Genomic DNA, 12,547 nt, shown 5'->3' with positions numbered 1-12,547 from the left:
GACGTCAGACCCCCCGCTCCGCCGGGAGCTCGCCGCGGTCGACCGCGGCCACCAGCGCGGCGTGGTCGGCCTCGGTCTGATCGGCGTACCCGCGGGCGAACCGGATCATGGCCCGGTCCAGATTGTCGCCCTTCCCCACGTATCCCGCCACCATCGACGCGCCACTGGTCCGGGCGTGGCCCTTCGCCAGCAGGTGCCCGACGACGCCCGCGTAGTCGACGAGCGCGCGGCCGTCGATCCCGTCCAGCGCGACGGTGCCCTTCATGTCCCGGAACTGGCGCACGTAGTACTGCGTCTCCTCCCCGTGGGGCCCACCGACGGTGGTCCAGCCCAGCAGCGGGTCGCTGACGGTCTGCAACGCCTGCTGGTACTCCACGACCCGCTGCCCCTGGTGCGCGTGCAGCGCCGTGGCGCCGTGCACGTAGCGCGCCAGCACGGACCGGCGGGCCTGCTTGAGCTGCAGGAACACGACGTCGTCGGGGGCCGAGCCCTCCAGCAGCGCGATGTAGGCGCGCAGCCCGACGCTGCCCACGCCGACCACCTTGTGGGCGATGTCGACGAGCGTGTAGCCGCCGAGCACGCGGCGCCAGTGCGGGGCGAGGGTGTGCAGGTAGTCGTCCAGTGCCGCCGCGAGCCGGTCCGCCTCGTCGTCGGGCACGCGCGTGATCAGCGGTGGCTCCTCGATGATCCGGCGCCGGTCGGCCACCTGCTCGGTGAACCGCGGCACCGCACGGTCGCTGGTGCGTCGCCGCGCGCGCTTGGCCGCCCGGGTCACCTCGGCCCGCAGCGAGCCGTCGACGCCGTCGGCCAGCCGGTCCACGTCGAGCCGCTCGTAGGAGCGCGACAGCAGCGGCTGGTCGGCCAGGAACCGCACCTCGGCGCGGTAGGCGCTCACGCAGGAGGCCACGGCGTCCGCGCAGCGGTCCTCCGACGCCCCGTTCTCCCGCCCGGCCACCCAGATGCTCGCGACCAGGCGCCGCAGGTCCCACTCCCAGCCGCCCGGGTGGGCCTCGTCGAAGTCGTTGAGGTCGATGACGAGGTCGCGCTCGGGGGAGGCGTAGAAGCCGAAGTTCCCCAGGTGGGCGTCCCCGCAGACCACCGGGGTGATCCCGGTGGCGGGCAGCCCCGCCACGTCGGAGGCCATCACGACGGCGCTGCCGCGCAGGAAACCGTAGGGCGAGGCGGTCATGCGGCCCACCCGGATCGGCACGAGCCGGTCGAGGCGGCCGCGGTGGGACTCCCGGATCAGGGCGAGCGGGTCGGGTCGCCCGGGCAGGGCCCGCCAGTCCCCCAGCGACGAGCGGGGCACCCGCTTGCGCAGCGCCTTGCCCATGGCGTGCCGTTCGGAGCGGTGCGCGGGGCGCCTGCGCAGCGAGGCGTACGCGGTGCCGTCGGCGTCGGCGAGCACGGTGTGCCCCGGGAGCGCGGTCATCGGGATGGGAGGCACCGGACGAGGTTACGCCGCTCTACAGGGTGACGAGGGCGAGCAGGAACACCGCGACGCTGACGGCGAACAGGACGGCGATGACGCGGTCCGCGGTGGGGCCGGTGGTCAGGGCGGGTCCGGGGGCGGCGGTGCGGCCCGGGACGGTGACGACGGTCATGTCCGGTCATCGCGGTCCCCGCGGCATCGGTTACCACCCGGGCGGGCGCGTCATCCGTTCGGTGCGCCGCGCCGGCCCTCCGATGGGCAGTATGGGGCCATGACCACCCCCGTCCCGCCGGGCCCGGCCGCCCGGGCCGTCGACCGGATCGCCACCCGCCTGCTGGGGCTGCCGCCCGCCCGCACCGGCTACGGGGTCCGCGAGGAAGCCGTCCCCGTCCGCGACGGCGCGGTGCTGCTCGCCGAGCACCTGGTGCCCGACACCGCCCACCCGCTGGGCACGGTGCTGGTCCGCACCCCGTACGGGCGGGGCACGCCCCTCGACATCGGGTCGGCGCGTGCCCTCGCCGCGCGCGGCTACCACGTGCTGGTGCAGAGCTGCCGCGGCACGTTCGGCTCCGGCGGCGTGTTCGACCCGATGGTGCACGAGGTCGACGACGGCCTGGACACGGTGGCGTGGCTGCGGGAGCAGCCGTGGTTCGACGGGCGGCTGGCCACGATGGGCGCCTCCTACCTGGGCTGGACCCAGTGGTCGCTGCTGACCGACCCGCCCCCGGAGCTCGCGGCGGCCGTCGTGATCGTCGGCCCGCACGACTTCGCCGAGGTCACCCACGGCACCGGGGCGTTCACGCTGCTCGGGTTCCTGGGCTGGAGCGCGATGGTGGCCGGGCAGGAGGATGGCGGGATGGTGCGCAGGCTGCTCCGCGGTGCCCGCGGGCGACGGGCCCTCGAGTCGGCGTTCCGCGGGCTGCCGCTGCCCGCGGCCGCCGAACCGGTGCTGGCCGGCCGCGCGCCCTGGTACCGGGACTGGGTCTCGCACCCCGATCCGGCCGACCCGTTCTGGGAGCCGCGCCGCGTCACCGACGCGCTGGAGAAGGCCGACCTGCCGGTGCTGCTCGTGGGCGGCTGGCAGGACCTGTTCCTGGACCAGACCCTGCACCAGTACGCGACGCTGCGCGGGCGCGGCGTCGACGTCGCGCTGACCGTGGGTCCCTGGACCCACGTGCAGGCCGCGCTGGCCGGCGACGTGGCCCGCGAGGCGCTGGGCTGGCTCGACGAGAACCTGGCCGGGGCCACCGGCCGCGCGCGGCGCTCCCCGGTGCGCATCCACGTCACCGGCGGGGGCGGATGGCGCGACCTGCCGGAGTGGCCGCCGCCGACCGCCCCGCAGGTCCGCTGGCTGACGGCGGGCCGGCTGGTCGGCCGCGACCCGGGCCGCACCGGGCCGGTGGCGGCGTTCCGCTACGACCCCGCCGACCCCACGCCCACCCTCGGCGGCCGGCTGCTCAACCCGCCCGCCGGCGTGCGCGACAACGCGCCGCTGGAGGCCAGGGCCGACGTCGTGGCGTTCACCTCCGAGCCGCTCGGCGCCGCGGTCGAGGTGATCGGATCACCCGTGCTGGAGCTGGAGCACCACACCGACAACCCGCACGCCGACCTGTTCGTCCGCCTCTGCGACGTCGACGCGCGCGGCCGCTCGCGCAACGTCACCGACGCCCACCTGCGCCTGGACCCGGCGCGCGCCGACGGGCCGGTCCGCCTGGAGCTGGACGCCTGCGCCCACCGCTTCGCCGCGGGGCACCGGCTGCGCCTGCTGGTGGCGGGCGGGTCGCACCCGCGCTTCGCACGCAACACCGGCACCGCCGAGCACCCGGCCGAGGCCACGACGCTGGTGTCCTCGCTGCACACCCTCGGCGGCGGTCGCCTCACGCTGCCGGTCGCCCCCTGAGGTCGGTCACGACGGCGTCAGATACCGGTAGTTGGCCGGGCGCAGGCGCATGGCGTGCAGCACCACCGGCGGGTCCCCGGCCGCCACGACCACCTCGATCAGGTCCCGGTCGGCCGCGACGCCGATGTGCAGCACCACCGGACCCCGCGGCGAGTCCTGCGGCACCGACCGCAGCGGGCGCTCCAGCACCCGGCGCACGTCGTCGGCGGCGACGCCGTGCTTGCGGGCGCTGCTCGTCAGTCGCACGGTGCGAGCATAAACGCGCCCGCCGAGAACCCCTCGTGATCATTCACCCACGCACCGTGATAAATGAGAGAAATGGCAATGCGGTATCCCACAATCTGACGCCGGTAATGGACGATAGAAAAGTCGGGCCGGTACTTTCCGCCGGGAACAGTCACCGACCCGGGGGGCGCGCGATGGCCTGGTGGAAACGCACCACGACGGGGGCCCGACCGACGCCCCGGCACGGTACGCGGGCCGAGCGGATCGAGGGGCTCGCCGCCCGCAACCGCGACGCCGCCCGGCACCTCGCCGACGGCGACGCCGCCGCGGCGGTACGGCTGCTGACCTCGACCGTGGTCGCCTGCCGCGCCCTGCTCGGGGACGACCACCCCGACACGCTGACCGCGGAGGGGAATCTCGCCGTGGCCACGGTCGCCGACGGGCGGTTCGACGAGGGCGTCGACCTCTCGCTGGGCTGCGCCGCGGACCGCGCACGGGTCCTCGGCCCCGAGGACCCCCGCACCCTCGACGCCCAGGACGCCCTGGCCACGGCCTACCGGCTCGCCGGACGGCACGCCGAGGCCCTCGACACGGCCGCACGTGTCGCGGACACCCGGCGGCACCTGTTCGGTCCGGCCGACCCGGACACCCTGGGTTCCCACACCGGGCTGGCGCTGGCCCAGGTCGCCGACGGCAACCCCACCGCGGCGGCGGGCATCCTCGAGTCGGCCCTGCGCAACGCCGACTACACACTGGGCTCGCGGGACCTGCGCACGATCACGATCCGGGCCACGCTGGCGAGCTGCCGTGCCGTGCTGGGCCGCCGGGCGGACGCCGTCGGGGGGCTCGAACAGGCGGTGGCCGACGCCACCGAGCTGCTGGGCCCCGACCACCCCGACACCCGCGCGCTGCGGGCCGATCTCGCCGACGTCCGCTCGCCCGCGGCCGACCGCCCGCAGCGGCTCGGGCTCAGCGCGTGACCGACTCCTGCCGGAGCACCGCCAGCAGCTCCGCCTCGACCGCCACGAACTCTCCGGCGGCCACGAGCTCGGGGGGCCGCGGCCGGGGCAGGCGCACCGCGATGTCGGCGCGCACCGAGGTCGGGCGCGGGCCCAGCACGATCACCCGGTCGGCGAGCCGCACCGCCTCGCGGATGTCGTGGGTGACCAGCAGGACGGTCCAGCCGAACCCGGCGCGGACGCCGTCGAGCCAGGTCTGCATGTCCGAGCGGGTCAGCGAGTCCAGCGCCCCGAACGGCTCGTCGAGCAGCAGCACCGCCCGGTCCTGCACCACGGTGCGCAGTAGCGCCGCCCGCTGGCGCATCCCCCCCGACAGCTCCCCCGGCCGGGCCTGCTCGAAACCGGCCAGCCCGAACGGTGCGAACAGCCGCGCCGCACGCCGCCGGGCCTCCCGCTTCGGTACCCCGGCCACCTCCAGGCCCAGCGCGGTGTTGTCCAGCACCGTGCGCCACGGGAACAGCAGGTCCTGCTGGGGCATGTAGGCGAAGGGCTCGACACGGCCCGTGGCGTCCACCCCGTCCACCAGCACCCGGCCCGCGTCCGGCCGTTCCAGCCCAGCGACCACGTTGAACAGCGTCGACTTGCCGCAGCCGCTGGGGCCGATCACGGCGACGAACTCCCCGGGCGCCACGTCGAAGGACACCCCGTCGAGCACCGGGAGCCCCGGGTAGCCCCGGTGGACGGCCTGGACCCGCAGCTTCGGCTCAGCCACGCGCGCTCCACGGCGCGACGGCCCGCTGCACCAGGTAGGTCAACCCGAACAGCGCCACCGACACCAGCGCGGTGACGATCACCGCCGCGAGCACCAGGTCCGTGCGGAAGGAGTTCTTCTGCACGCTCATGAAGATGCCCAGCCCGGCGGTGGCCCCGACGTACTCCGCGAAGATCGCACCGGTGACGGCGTAGGTGATCCCGATCCGCAACGCGGTGAAGAACGAGGGCATCGCGCCGGGCAGCCGCACGTACCGGAACTGCGCGAGACGGGACGCGCCCATGCTGCGCAGCAGGTCGGTGGCCTCCCGCGGCGTGGACCCGAAGCCCTCGATCAGCCCGACCGCGATGGGGAAGAACGTCACCAGCGCGATCACGACCACCTTCGGCGCCAGCCCGAACCCGAACCAGATGATCAGCAGCGGCGCGATCGCGATGATCGGCAGCGTCTGCGAGGCCACCAGCAGCGGGGTGAGTGCGCGGCGCAGCCACGGGGAGAAGTCCACGGCCACCGCGATCGCCCAGGCCAGCGCCAGCGACACCGTGAACCCCACCGCGGTGGCCTGCAGCGTGGGCACCGTGTTGGACCAGATCGCCTCGCGGTAGGCCCACCCCTGCTCCAGGACCCGCAGCGGCGAGGGCAGCACCTGCGGCCGCACCCCGGACGCGTCCACGCCCACCTGCCACGCGAGCAGCCCGGCGACGACGAGCAGCACCGGCGGCCCCACCCGCCCCGCGAGTCGGGGTATCCGTGCGCGCGAGTCGGGGCCTGCGGGCGCGCGAGTCGGGGTATGCGTGCGCCCCAGGGTGGCCGTCACCGCGCGAGGTAGTCGTTGGTGAACCAGGTCGCGAAGTCCGGGCGGGCGGTGAGCGGCGCCCCGTCCGGGCCGGCGAGCGCACCCGAGTCGACGACGAACCCCGAGTAGCCCGCCCACCGCTCCAGGGTCTGCGGGCCGACGGTTCCGGACCCGTCGCGCAGGAACTCCGCGGCGAGCATCTCCTGGCTGCGGGTGACCAGCTCGGGCTCGGCGAACACCCCGGGGTTGGCGTCCATCAGCAGCTGTGCGCCGCGCGCCGGGTCGTCCGCGGCGAGCTGGTAGCCGCGCTGCGCGGCCTGCACGAAGGCGCGCGCCGCGTCCGGGTTGGCCGCGAGCCACGGCGAGTTGCCGATCAGCAGGACGGCGTAGGCGTCGGGGAAACCGTAGTCGGTGTAGGCGAAGGTCTTCAGCGGCTGCCCGCGCAGCTCGGCCTCGATGCCCTCCCAGGCCACGAACGGCTCGGTGAAGTCGACCTCGCCCGCGTAGAGGGCCTCGTAGGCGGCGGTGCCGAGCACGACGGTGGTGAACTCGCCGGTGCCCCCGGCGGCGCGGATCACCGCCTGCATCTTCGGCACCTCACCGGGACCGCCGAAGCCGCCGTAGACGCTCCCGTCGAGATCGGCGGGGGTGACGATGTCGGCGCGGTCGGCGCGCACGGCGATCTCGGTGGCCCAGTGCTGCAGGATCGCCATCACCGAGGTGATCTCGGCGCCCGCGGCCCTGGAGAAGGTGAACGAGTCCTGGAACGAGATGCCGAACTCCGCCGCCCCCGACGACACCAGGGTGTCCGGCGAGGTGGAGTTGTAGGGCAGGAACTCGACGTCGAGCCCCGCGTCGGCGAAGTACCCCTGCGCCTGGGCGACGTAGAGGCCGGTGTGGTTGGTGTTCGGTGTCCAGTCCAGTGCGACGCGGATCGGCCGGGGACCGGGGTCACCGGAGCAGCCGGCGAGCACCAGCGCGGCCGCGGCGAGCAGCGCAACCAGAAGACGGGCCATGACGGTCCTCCCTACGCCGGTGCTAACCGGGTCAGGTTCGAACGGTCGACGGCCGGCCTGCCGCCCTCTCAGCCTCGGATCGTGGGCTCCCGCGGGTCGGCGACGACTCTACGCGGCCGGTGCCCCTCCCCGCACGTGCGTGCCGGCATCACCGTGTCCGGCGGTACCGCCACCCGTTCGCCGGACCGGTCGGGACCCCGATACTTCGGATCGCCGTCCACCGACCGAGGAGAGTGCCGTGCGTGCCCGTGCCGTCGCCGCCGTCCTGCTGACCCTGCTCGTCCTGGCCTCCTGCACCGCGACGTCGCGGTCGAGCCGGTGCACGAACGGCGTCTGCACCGTCGCCCTCAGCGGCGAGCAGACCGTCGAGATCGAGATCGGGTCGTTCGAGCGGGACCTGCGGGTCGGGCCCATCGGCCCCGACGCCGTGACGGTCTCGGCGCGCGGGGACGCCGCCGAGCTCGGTGTCGGGGACAGCGCTCAGGTCGGCGGCCTGCTGGTCCGCGTCGACTCGATCTCCGGTCAGGACGTGGGGATGCAGGTACGGCGTTCCTAGACCGCGCCGAGCACCGGCTCGAACGCCAGCTCCGCGGCCCCGACGAGGCCGGCGTCGCGGCCCAGCGGGCTGGTCTCGATCCGCGTGCCCCCGACGGCCCGACTGACCAGGCTGCGCTCGTGCACCAGCGCGCGCACGTGGTCGACCAGCCCGCGCGGCAGCGCGGTGAACAGGTCGCCCAGCACCACCAGCTCGGGCGCCATCATGTTGACGACGGTGACGAGCCCCGTCGCCAGCCACTCGGCGAACTCGTCGAGCGGGCCCGGCTGCGGCGCGGTGCCCAGCGACCGCAGCTCGGCCACGACCACCCCGCGGGGCGTGTCCTCGTCGAGCCCGAGCGCCCGGCACAGCGCCGCCTCGCCGACCTCGGTCTCCCAGCAGCCCCGCGACCCGCAGTAGCAGGGCCGCCCGCCCGGCCGCACCGCGAGATGCCCCAGCTCGCCGACGTACCCGCGGGTGCCGCGCAGCGGTCGGCCCGCCGAGATCACCCCGCCGCCGACCCCCCGCTCCGCGGAGATGTAGACGAGGTCGTCGACGTCGCGGGCCATGCCCCGCACGTGCTCGGCGAGCGCCCCCAGCTCCGCGTCGTTGGCCACCTGCACCGGCAGCCTCAGCACCGCCGCGAGCCGACTGCCCAGCGCGATGTCGCGCCACTCGAGGTTGGGCGCCTCGTGCACCCAGCCGTCGTCGCGGCGGACGACCCCGGGTACCGAGATCCCGGCCCCCGCCGGGGTCACCGCGAGCTCCTCGGCCAGCAGCTGCGCCGACTCGGCGACGTGCGTGATCACCTCGCCGGGTGTGCGGGTGGCCCGGCGCAGGTTCCAGCTGTGCCGACCGATCACCTGGCCCCCCAGCCCGACCATCGACATCGCGACCTGCTCCACCCGGACGTCGACGGCCAGCACCACCGCCGACTCCGGCTGCGGCAGCACCATCAGCGACGGCCGCCCCGCCCCGTTGCGCCGCGCGGGCACCGCCTCGGTGACGACGCCGGACTCGGCGAGCCCGTCCACCACAGCCTTGATCGTGCTGCGGTTGAGCCCCAGCTCGGCGGCCAGGGTGGCCCGGGTGCACGGCCCGTCGATGTGCAGGCGCCGCAGCAGGGCGGCCCGGTTGTGCCGGCGGGCCTCGTCGGGCCGGGCGCCACCCGGGCCCTCCCCCACCCAGGCGCGGTTCACACGCACCCACGCGTCGGAGCCACGACGCACATCCTCACGGTCGTGGACGGCGTCGTGGCACCGACGTGCCGGGGCGGACGGTTCACCTGCCGGCGACCGCCGAGCGGCGGCGGGACAGCACGTCCACCGACGCCGCGAGCAGCAGCACCAGCCCGGTGACGACGAACACCACGGCCGCGGGCTGGCGCAGCAGGCCCAGCCCGTTCTCGACGGTCGCGAGCACCGCCCCGCCGATCACGGCCGTGGAGATCCGCCCTCGCCCCCCGAACAGCGACGTGCCCCCGATGACGGCCGCGCCCACCGCGAACAGCAGCGTGTTGCCCCCGCCCGCGCCGGGGCTGACCGACCCGACCTTCGACGAGTAGACGATCGCGCCGATCGCCGCGAACGCCGACGCGATGACGAACACCGACGCGCGGATGCGCACCACGTCGATACCGGCCCGGCGCGCCGCCTCCCGGTTGCCGCCCACCGCGTAGACGTGCCGGCCGAACCGGGTGCGGTCCAGCACGAACGTGCCGATCACCAGCAGCGCGAGCACCAGCGGCACCACGTAGGGCACGCCCTCGATGACCGTGTCGCCCGGCGCCCGGTTGAGCGTCAGCAGGAAGGTGGCCAACGCGCCGAGCACCACGACCGCACCGACCTTCAGCAGCACCAGCCCGGTCGGCTGCGCCACCAGCCCGAGCCTGCGCCGCGACACCTGCCGGTTCAGCAGCACCGCAGCGTACCCGCCCGCGGCGATCACGAACAGCAGCCAACTGCCCAGCGTCGAGAGGTTGCCGTTCGCGACGGCGTTGAGCACCGGGTCGCGCAGGCCGAGCGTGCCGCCGTCGCCGATCAGGGCCAGGATGATGCCCTGCCAGGCGATGAACAGCGCCAGGGTCACCACGAACGACGGCATCCCGACCTTCGCGACGAGGAAGCCGGTGATGCAGCCGATCACGACACCGATGCAGACCGCGAGCAGCATCTGCAGCCACGGGTTGGGCGGGAAGCCGATCACCATCAGGCCCAGTGCCAGGGCCGAGATCGCCGCGCCCGCCCAGATCCGCAGGACCAGCGCCAGCACGATCGCCAGCACGATGACCAGCATGAACAGCACGAACACCACGGTTCCCATGGCACCGAGCAGGTTGCCCCCGCTCACCAGGTGCAGCGCCATCACCGCGGCCGTGAGGCCGGACGCGGTGCCGGCCGCGAGGTCGATCTCGCCGGTGAGCAGCACGAACACCAGGCCCATCGCGATGATCGTGCGTCCGGCTCCCTGCTGGAGCAGGTTGGCCAGGTTCAGCAGGCTCGGGAAGGTGCCCGAGTTGTCCAGGACGGTGAACAGGACCAGCAGCGCGGCCAGCCCCAGCAGGGCCGGCAGGGCCCCCAGCTCGCCGGTGCGCAGCCCGCGCAGGTAGGCCGTGACGGCCTGGCCGGTCGTGCGGGCGGTGGTGTCGATGCCGAAGTCGGCGGACCGGGCGGACGCCGGCGCCGCCCGCTCGGCCGCACCCTTCTTCTCCAGGTCGGGCTTCTCCGGGGCGCTCACGGCGTCGCCTCCGCGGGCGTGCGCGCGTCGTCGGCGGCCATCAGGCCGTCACCGCCTCGGGACGCTGCAGGCCCAGGTCACCGGACCGGCCGGCGGTGATCAGCTCGACCACCTGCCCGTGGTTGACGTCCTTCGTCGCCACCTCGGCGACCATCCGGCCCAGGTACAGGCACGCGATGCGGTCCGAGACCTCGAACACGTCGGCCATGTTGTGGCTGATCAGCACGACCCCGAGCCCCTGCTCGGCGAGGCGCCGCACGAGGTCGAGCACCTGGCGGGTCTGGGCCACGCCCAGCGCGGCCGTGGGCTCGTCGAGCAGCACGACCTTGGAGTCCCAGAGCACCGCCTTGGCGATCGCGACGGTCTGGCGCTGCCCGCCGGACAGGGCCGCGACCGGCATCCGCACGGAGGTCACGGTACGCACCGACAGCGACGCGAGCGTCGCGCGGGCGGCCTGCTCCATGTCGGCCTCGTCGAGCAGCCACGGCCTGCCGCGCTCCCGGCCCAGGAACATGTTCTGGACGATGTCGAGGTTGTCGGCGAGCGCAAGATCCTGGTAGACGACCTCGATGCCGAGCTTGGCCGCGTCGGAGGGGGCCGCCACGGTCACCGGCTTCCCGTCGAACAGCACCTCGCCGCTGTCGGTCGGGTGGATGCCGGCCACGCACTTGACCAGCGTGGACTTCCCGGCTCCGTTGTCGCCGACCAGCGCGGTGACCTCGCCGGCCCGCACCGTGAAGTCGACGTCGTGCAGCACCTGCACGGCCCCGAAGGTCTTGTTCACCCCGCGCAACGCGAGGATCGGTTCGGTCATGCCTGTCCCTCTCGTGCCGGTGAGGACCCCGGCGACCCGCCGGGGCCCTCACGGGGTGTCGGTCAGCTGATGCCGAGCTCGGCGCAGGCCGCCTCGAGCTCGGCCACGCAGACGTCGGCCGCCGGGACCGCGCCGTCGTCGATCACGTCCTTGACACTGTCACGGGTGATCAGCTGCGGGGTGAGCAGCACCGACTTGACATCGCGGTTGCCCTCCGGGTCGTTCACCGTGTCGGTCGCCAGCGCGTCGGCGGCCGCGGTGTCGCCCGCGGCGAGCGCGGCGGCGAGCTGGGCGGTGGCCTCGGCCTCGTCCTGGATCGGCTTGTAGACGGTCATGTACTGGTCGCCGCGCAGGATGGCCTGCAGTCCGTCCGGGGTGGCGTCCTGGCCGGTGACCGGCACGGTGCCGTTGAGGCCGTACTTCTGCAGCACGGTGATGACCGCTCCCGCGAGCCCGTCGTTGGCCGCGAGCACGCCGCCGACCTGGCCGCCGTTGCCGGTGAGCAGCTGCTCGAAGGTCTGGCCGCCGATCTGGTTGTCCCAGTCCTCGATGGGCTGGCTCGCCGTCTCGACCAGCGCACCCGAGGCGTAGAGCGGGTCGAGCACCTCGCGGGCACCGTTCCAGAACAGGGTGGCGTTGTTGTCGGTGGGCGCGCCGCGGATCTCGATGACCTGCGCACCCTGCTGGCCCGACAGCGCCTCGGCCAGGCCCTGGCCCTGCAGGGAGCCGACCTCCACGTTGTCGAACGACACGTAGTAGTCGCTCGACCCGCCGAGGCTCAGCCGGTCGTAGTCGATGGTCGGGATGCCCTGGGCCTTCGCCTTCGCCGCCACCTCGGCGCCGGACTCGCTCGTGATCGCCGCGATGACCAGCACGTCCACGCCCTGGGCGATGAAGCCGTCGGCGATGGTCGAGAACGCCTGCTCATCGCCGAGCGCGTTCTGGATGTCGGCGTCGAGCCCGGCCTCGGCCATGGCGGCCTCCAGCAGCGGGCGGTCGAAGCCCTCCCAGCGGGCCGAGCTCTCGGTCTCCGGGAGGATCACGCCGACGGTCGGCGCCCCCTCGGCCACCTCGGCGCCTCCGGCGGCATCGGGGGCCGCGGCGTTCTGCCCGCACGCCGCGAGCGTGAGGGCGAGTCCGAGCCCGAGGGCCAACCCGGCAGTTCTCCTGGTGCGCATGCTCGTCTCCACGTCGTCGGGGTCGCACTAAATGTTGTGAGCGGCAACGTATGTGCCGGAGCGGAGTGGTGCCAAGCACACTGGATCGTGAAAGTGATCGCTTTTGGGTCTCGATTCGGTCACGTACGGCCGGATTTGTTGTGTATCGCACCGGATGGACCCCGCTGCTGCGACCGAACGGTCG

The 12,547-nt window shown here is 74.2% G+C and carries 13 protein-coding genes and 1 riboswitch; of the genes, 3 read left to right on the top strand and 10 right to left on the bottom strand.

Annotation, left to right across the window (positions count from 1 at the left end; all coding sequences use genetic code 11):
* Positions 1 to 4 precede the first annotated feature (4 nt).
* Entirely contained in the window at positions 5 to 1,447 is a 1,443-nt protein-coding gene (locus tag Q1K26_RS09260; RefSeq protein ID WP_300009180.1) for a DUF2252 domain-containing protein, read from the bottom strand.
* Between the two features lie 19 nt (positions 1,448 to 1,466).
* Positions 1,467 to 1,604, bottom strand: coding sequence for a hypothetical protein (locus tag Q1K26_RS09255; protein ID WP_300009179.1), 138 nt, complete (start codon positions 1,602 to 1,604; stop codon positions 1,467 to 1,469).
* Between the two features lie 99 nt (positions 1,605 to 1,703).
* On the opposite strand from Q1K26_RS09255, the gene Q1K26_RS09250 reads away from it, so the two are divergent.
* Positions 1,704 to 3,332 carry a CocE/NonD family hydrolase gene (locus Q1K26_RS09250; RefSeq protein ID WP_300009178.1) on the top strand — a complete coding sequence of 543 codons (1,629 nt, stop codon included), beginning with the start codon at positions 1,704 to 1,706 and terminating at the stop codon, positions 3,330 to 3,332.
* A 6-nt stretch (positions 3,333 to 3,338) separates the two neighbouring features.
* On the opposite strand, the gene Q1K26_RS09245 is transcribed toward Q1K26_RS09250, so the two are convergent.
* Positions 3,339 to 3,578, bottom strand: a complete 240-nt coding sequence (locus Q1K26_RS09245; RefSeq protein ID WP_300009177.1) for a hypothetical protein — start codon at positions 3,576 to 3,578, stop codon at positions 3,339 to 3,341.
* 173 nt (positions 3,579 to 3,751) lie between these two features.
* Between Q1K26_RS09245 and Q1K26_RS09240 the strand changes: the two genes are divergently transcribed.
* On the top strand, positions 3,752 to 4,537 hold the full coding sequence (locus Q1K26_RS09240) for a tetratricopeptide repeat protein (RefSeq protein ID WP_300009176.1): 786 nt from the start codon (positions 3,752 to 3,754) through the stop codon (positions 4,535 to 4,537).
* On the opposite strand, the gene Q1K26_RS09235 is transcribed toward Q1K26_RS09240, so the two are convergent.
* The 3 genes from Q1K26_RS09235 to Q1K26_RS09225 form a co-directional block, all read right to left on the bottom strand.
* A complete protein-coding gene (locus tag Q1K26_RS09235; RefSeq protein ID WP_300009175.1) occupies positions 4,527 to 5,288 on the bottom strand; it encodes an ABC transporter ATP-binding protein in 762 nt (253 codons plus the stop codon). The two genes, Q1K26_RS09240 and Q1K26_RS09235, sit on opposite strands and share 11 nt — an antisense overlap.
* On the bottom strand, positions 5,281 to 6,003 hold the full coding sequence (locus tag Q1K26_RS09230) for an ABC transporter permease (RefSeq protein WP_300009174.1): 723 nt from the start codon (positions 6,001 to 6,003) through the stop codon (positions 5,281 to 5,283). The genes Q1K26_RS09235 and Q1K26_RS09230 overlap by 8 nt, the downstream gene beginning before the upstream one ends.
* A gap of 98 nt (positions 6,004 to 6,101) precedes the next feature.
* Positions 6,102 to 7,100, bottom strand: coding sequence for an ABC transporter substrate-binding protein (locus Q1K26_RS09225; protein WP_300009173.1), 999 nt, complete (start codon positions 7,098 to 7,100; stop codon positions 6,102 to 6,104).
* A riboswitch (TPP riboswitch) is annotated at positions 7,092 to 7,203 on the bottom strand. Its footprint overlaps the gene before it by 9 nt.
* Positions 7,204 to 7,338: 135 nt before the next feature.
* Here Q1K26_RS09225 and Q1K26_RS09220 point away from each other — a divergent pair.
* Positions 7,339 to 7,656 (top strand): hypothetical protein, encoded by a 318-nt coding sequence (locus tag Q1K26_RS09220; RefSeq protein WP_300009172.1) that lies wholly within the window; start codon positions 7,339 to 7,341, stop codon positions 7,654 to 7,656.
* Here the strand turns inward: Q1K26_RS09220 and Q1K26_RS09215 are convergent.
* From Q1K26_RS09215 to Q1K26_RS09200, 4 genes are all read right to left on the bottom strand, one after another.
* Positions 7,653 to 8,834, bottom strand: coding sequence for an ROK family protein (locus Q1K26_RS09215; protein WP_300009171.1), 1,182 nt, complete (start codon positions 8,832 to 8,834; stop codon positions 7,653 to 7,655). The genes Q1K26_RS09220 and Q1K26_RS09215 overlap by 4 nt on opposite strands.
* 82 nt (positions 8,835 to 8,916) lie before the next feature.
* Positions 8,917 to 10,347 (bottom strand): ABC transporter permease, encoded by a 1,431-nt coding sequence (locus Q1K26_RS09210; RefSeq protein ID WP_300009269.1) that lies wholly within the window; start codon positions 10,345 to 10,347, stop codon positions 8,917 to 8,919.
* Between the two features lie 64 nt (positions 10,348 to 10,411).
* A complete protein-coding gene (locus Q1K26_RS09205; RefSeq protein WP_300009170.1) occupies positions 10,412 to 11,185 on the bottom strand; it encodes an ATP-binding cassette domain-containing protein in 774 nt (257 codons plus the stop codon).
* 62 nt (positions 11,186 to 11,247) lie between these two features.
* Positions 11,248 to 12,363: a substrate-binding domain-containing protein gene (locus Q1K26_RS09200; protein WP_300009169.1), complete on the bottom strand. Its 1,116-nt coding sequence runs from the start codon at positions 12,361 to 12,363 to the stop codon at positions 11,248 to 11,250.
* Positions 12,364 to 12,547: the final 184 nt, after the last annotated feature.

It is taken from the genome of Pseudonocardia sp. (assembly GCF_029263155.1).
Lineage (GTDB): Bacteria > Actinomycetota > Actinomycetes > Mycobacteriales > Pseudonocardiaceae > Pseudonocardia.
This window is presented reverse-complemented; position numbering and strand designations above follow the sequence as displayed.

Coding starts and splice junctions, on each gene's coding strand:
- Q1K26_RS09240 (WP_300009176.1), top strand. CDS start 3,752: ATGGCCTGGTGGAAACGCACCACGACGGGGGCCCGACCGACGCCCCGG.
- Q1K26_RS09255 (WP_300009179.1), bottom strand. CDS start 1,604: ATGACCGTCGTCACCGTCCCGGGCCGCACCGCCGCCCCCGGACCCGCC.
- Q1K26_RS09205 (WP_300009170.1), bottom strand. CDS start 11,185: ATGACCGAACCGATCCTCGCGTTGCGCGGGGTGAACAAGACCTTCGGG.
- Q1K26_RS09225 (WP_300009173.1), bottom strand. CDS start 7,100: ATGGCCCGTCTTCTGGTTGCGCTGCTCGCCGCGGCCGCGCTGGTGCTC.
- Q1K26_RS09250 (WP_300009178.1), top strand. CDS start 1,704: ATGACCACCCCCGTCCCGCCGGGCCCGGCCGCCCGGGCCGTCGACCGG.
- Q1K26_RS09200 (WP_300009169.1), bottom strand. CDS start 12,363: ATGCGCACCAGGAGAACTGCCGGGTTGGCCCTCGGGCTCGGACTCGCC.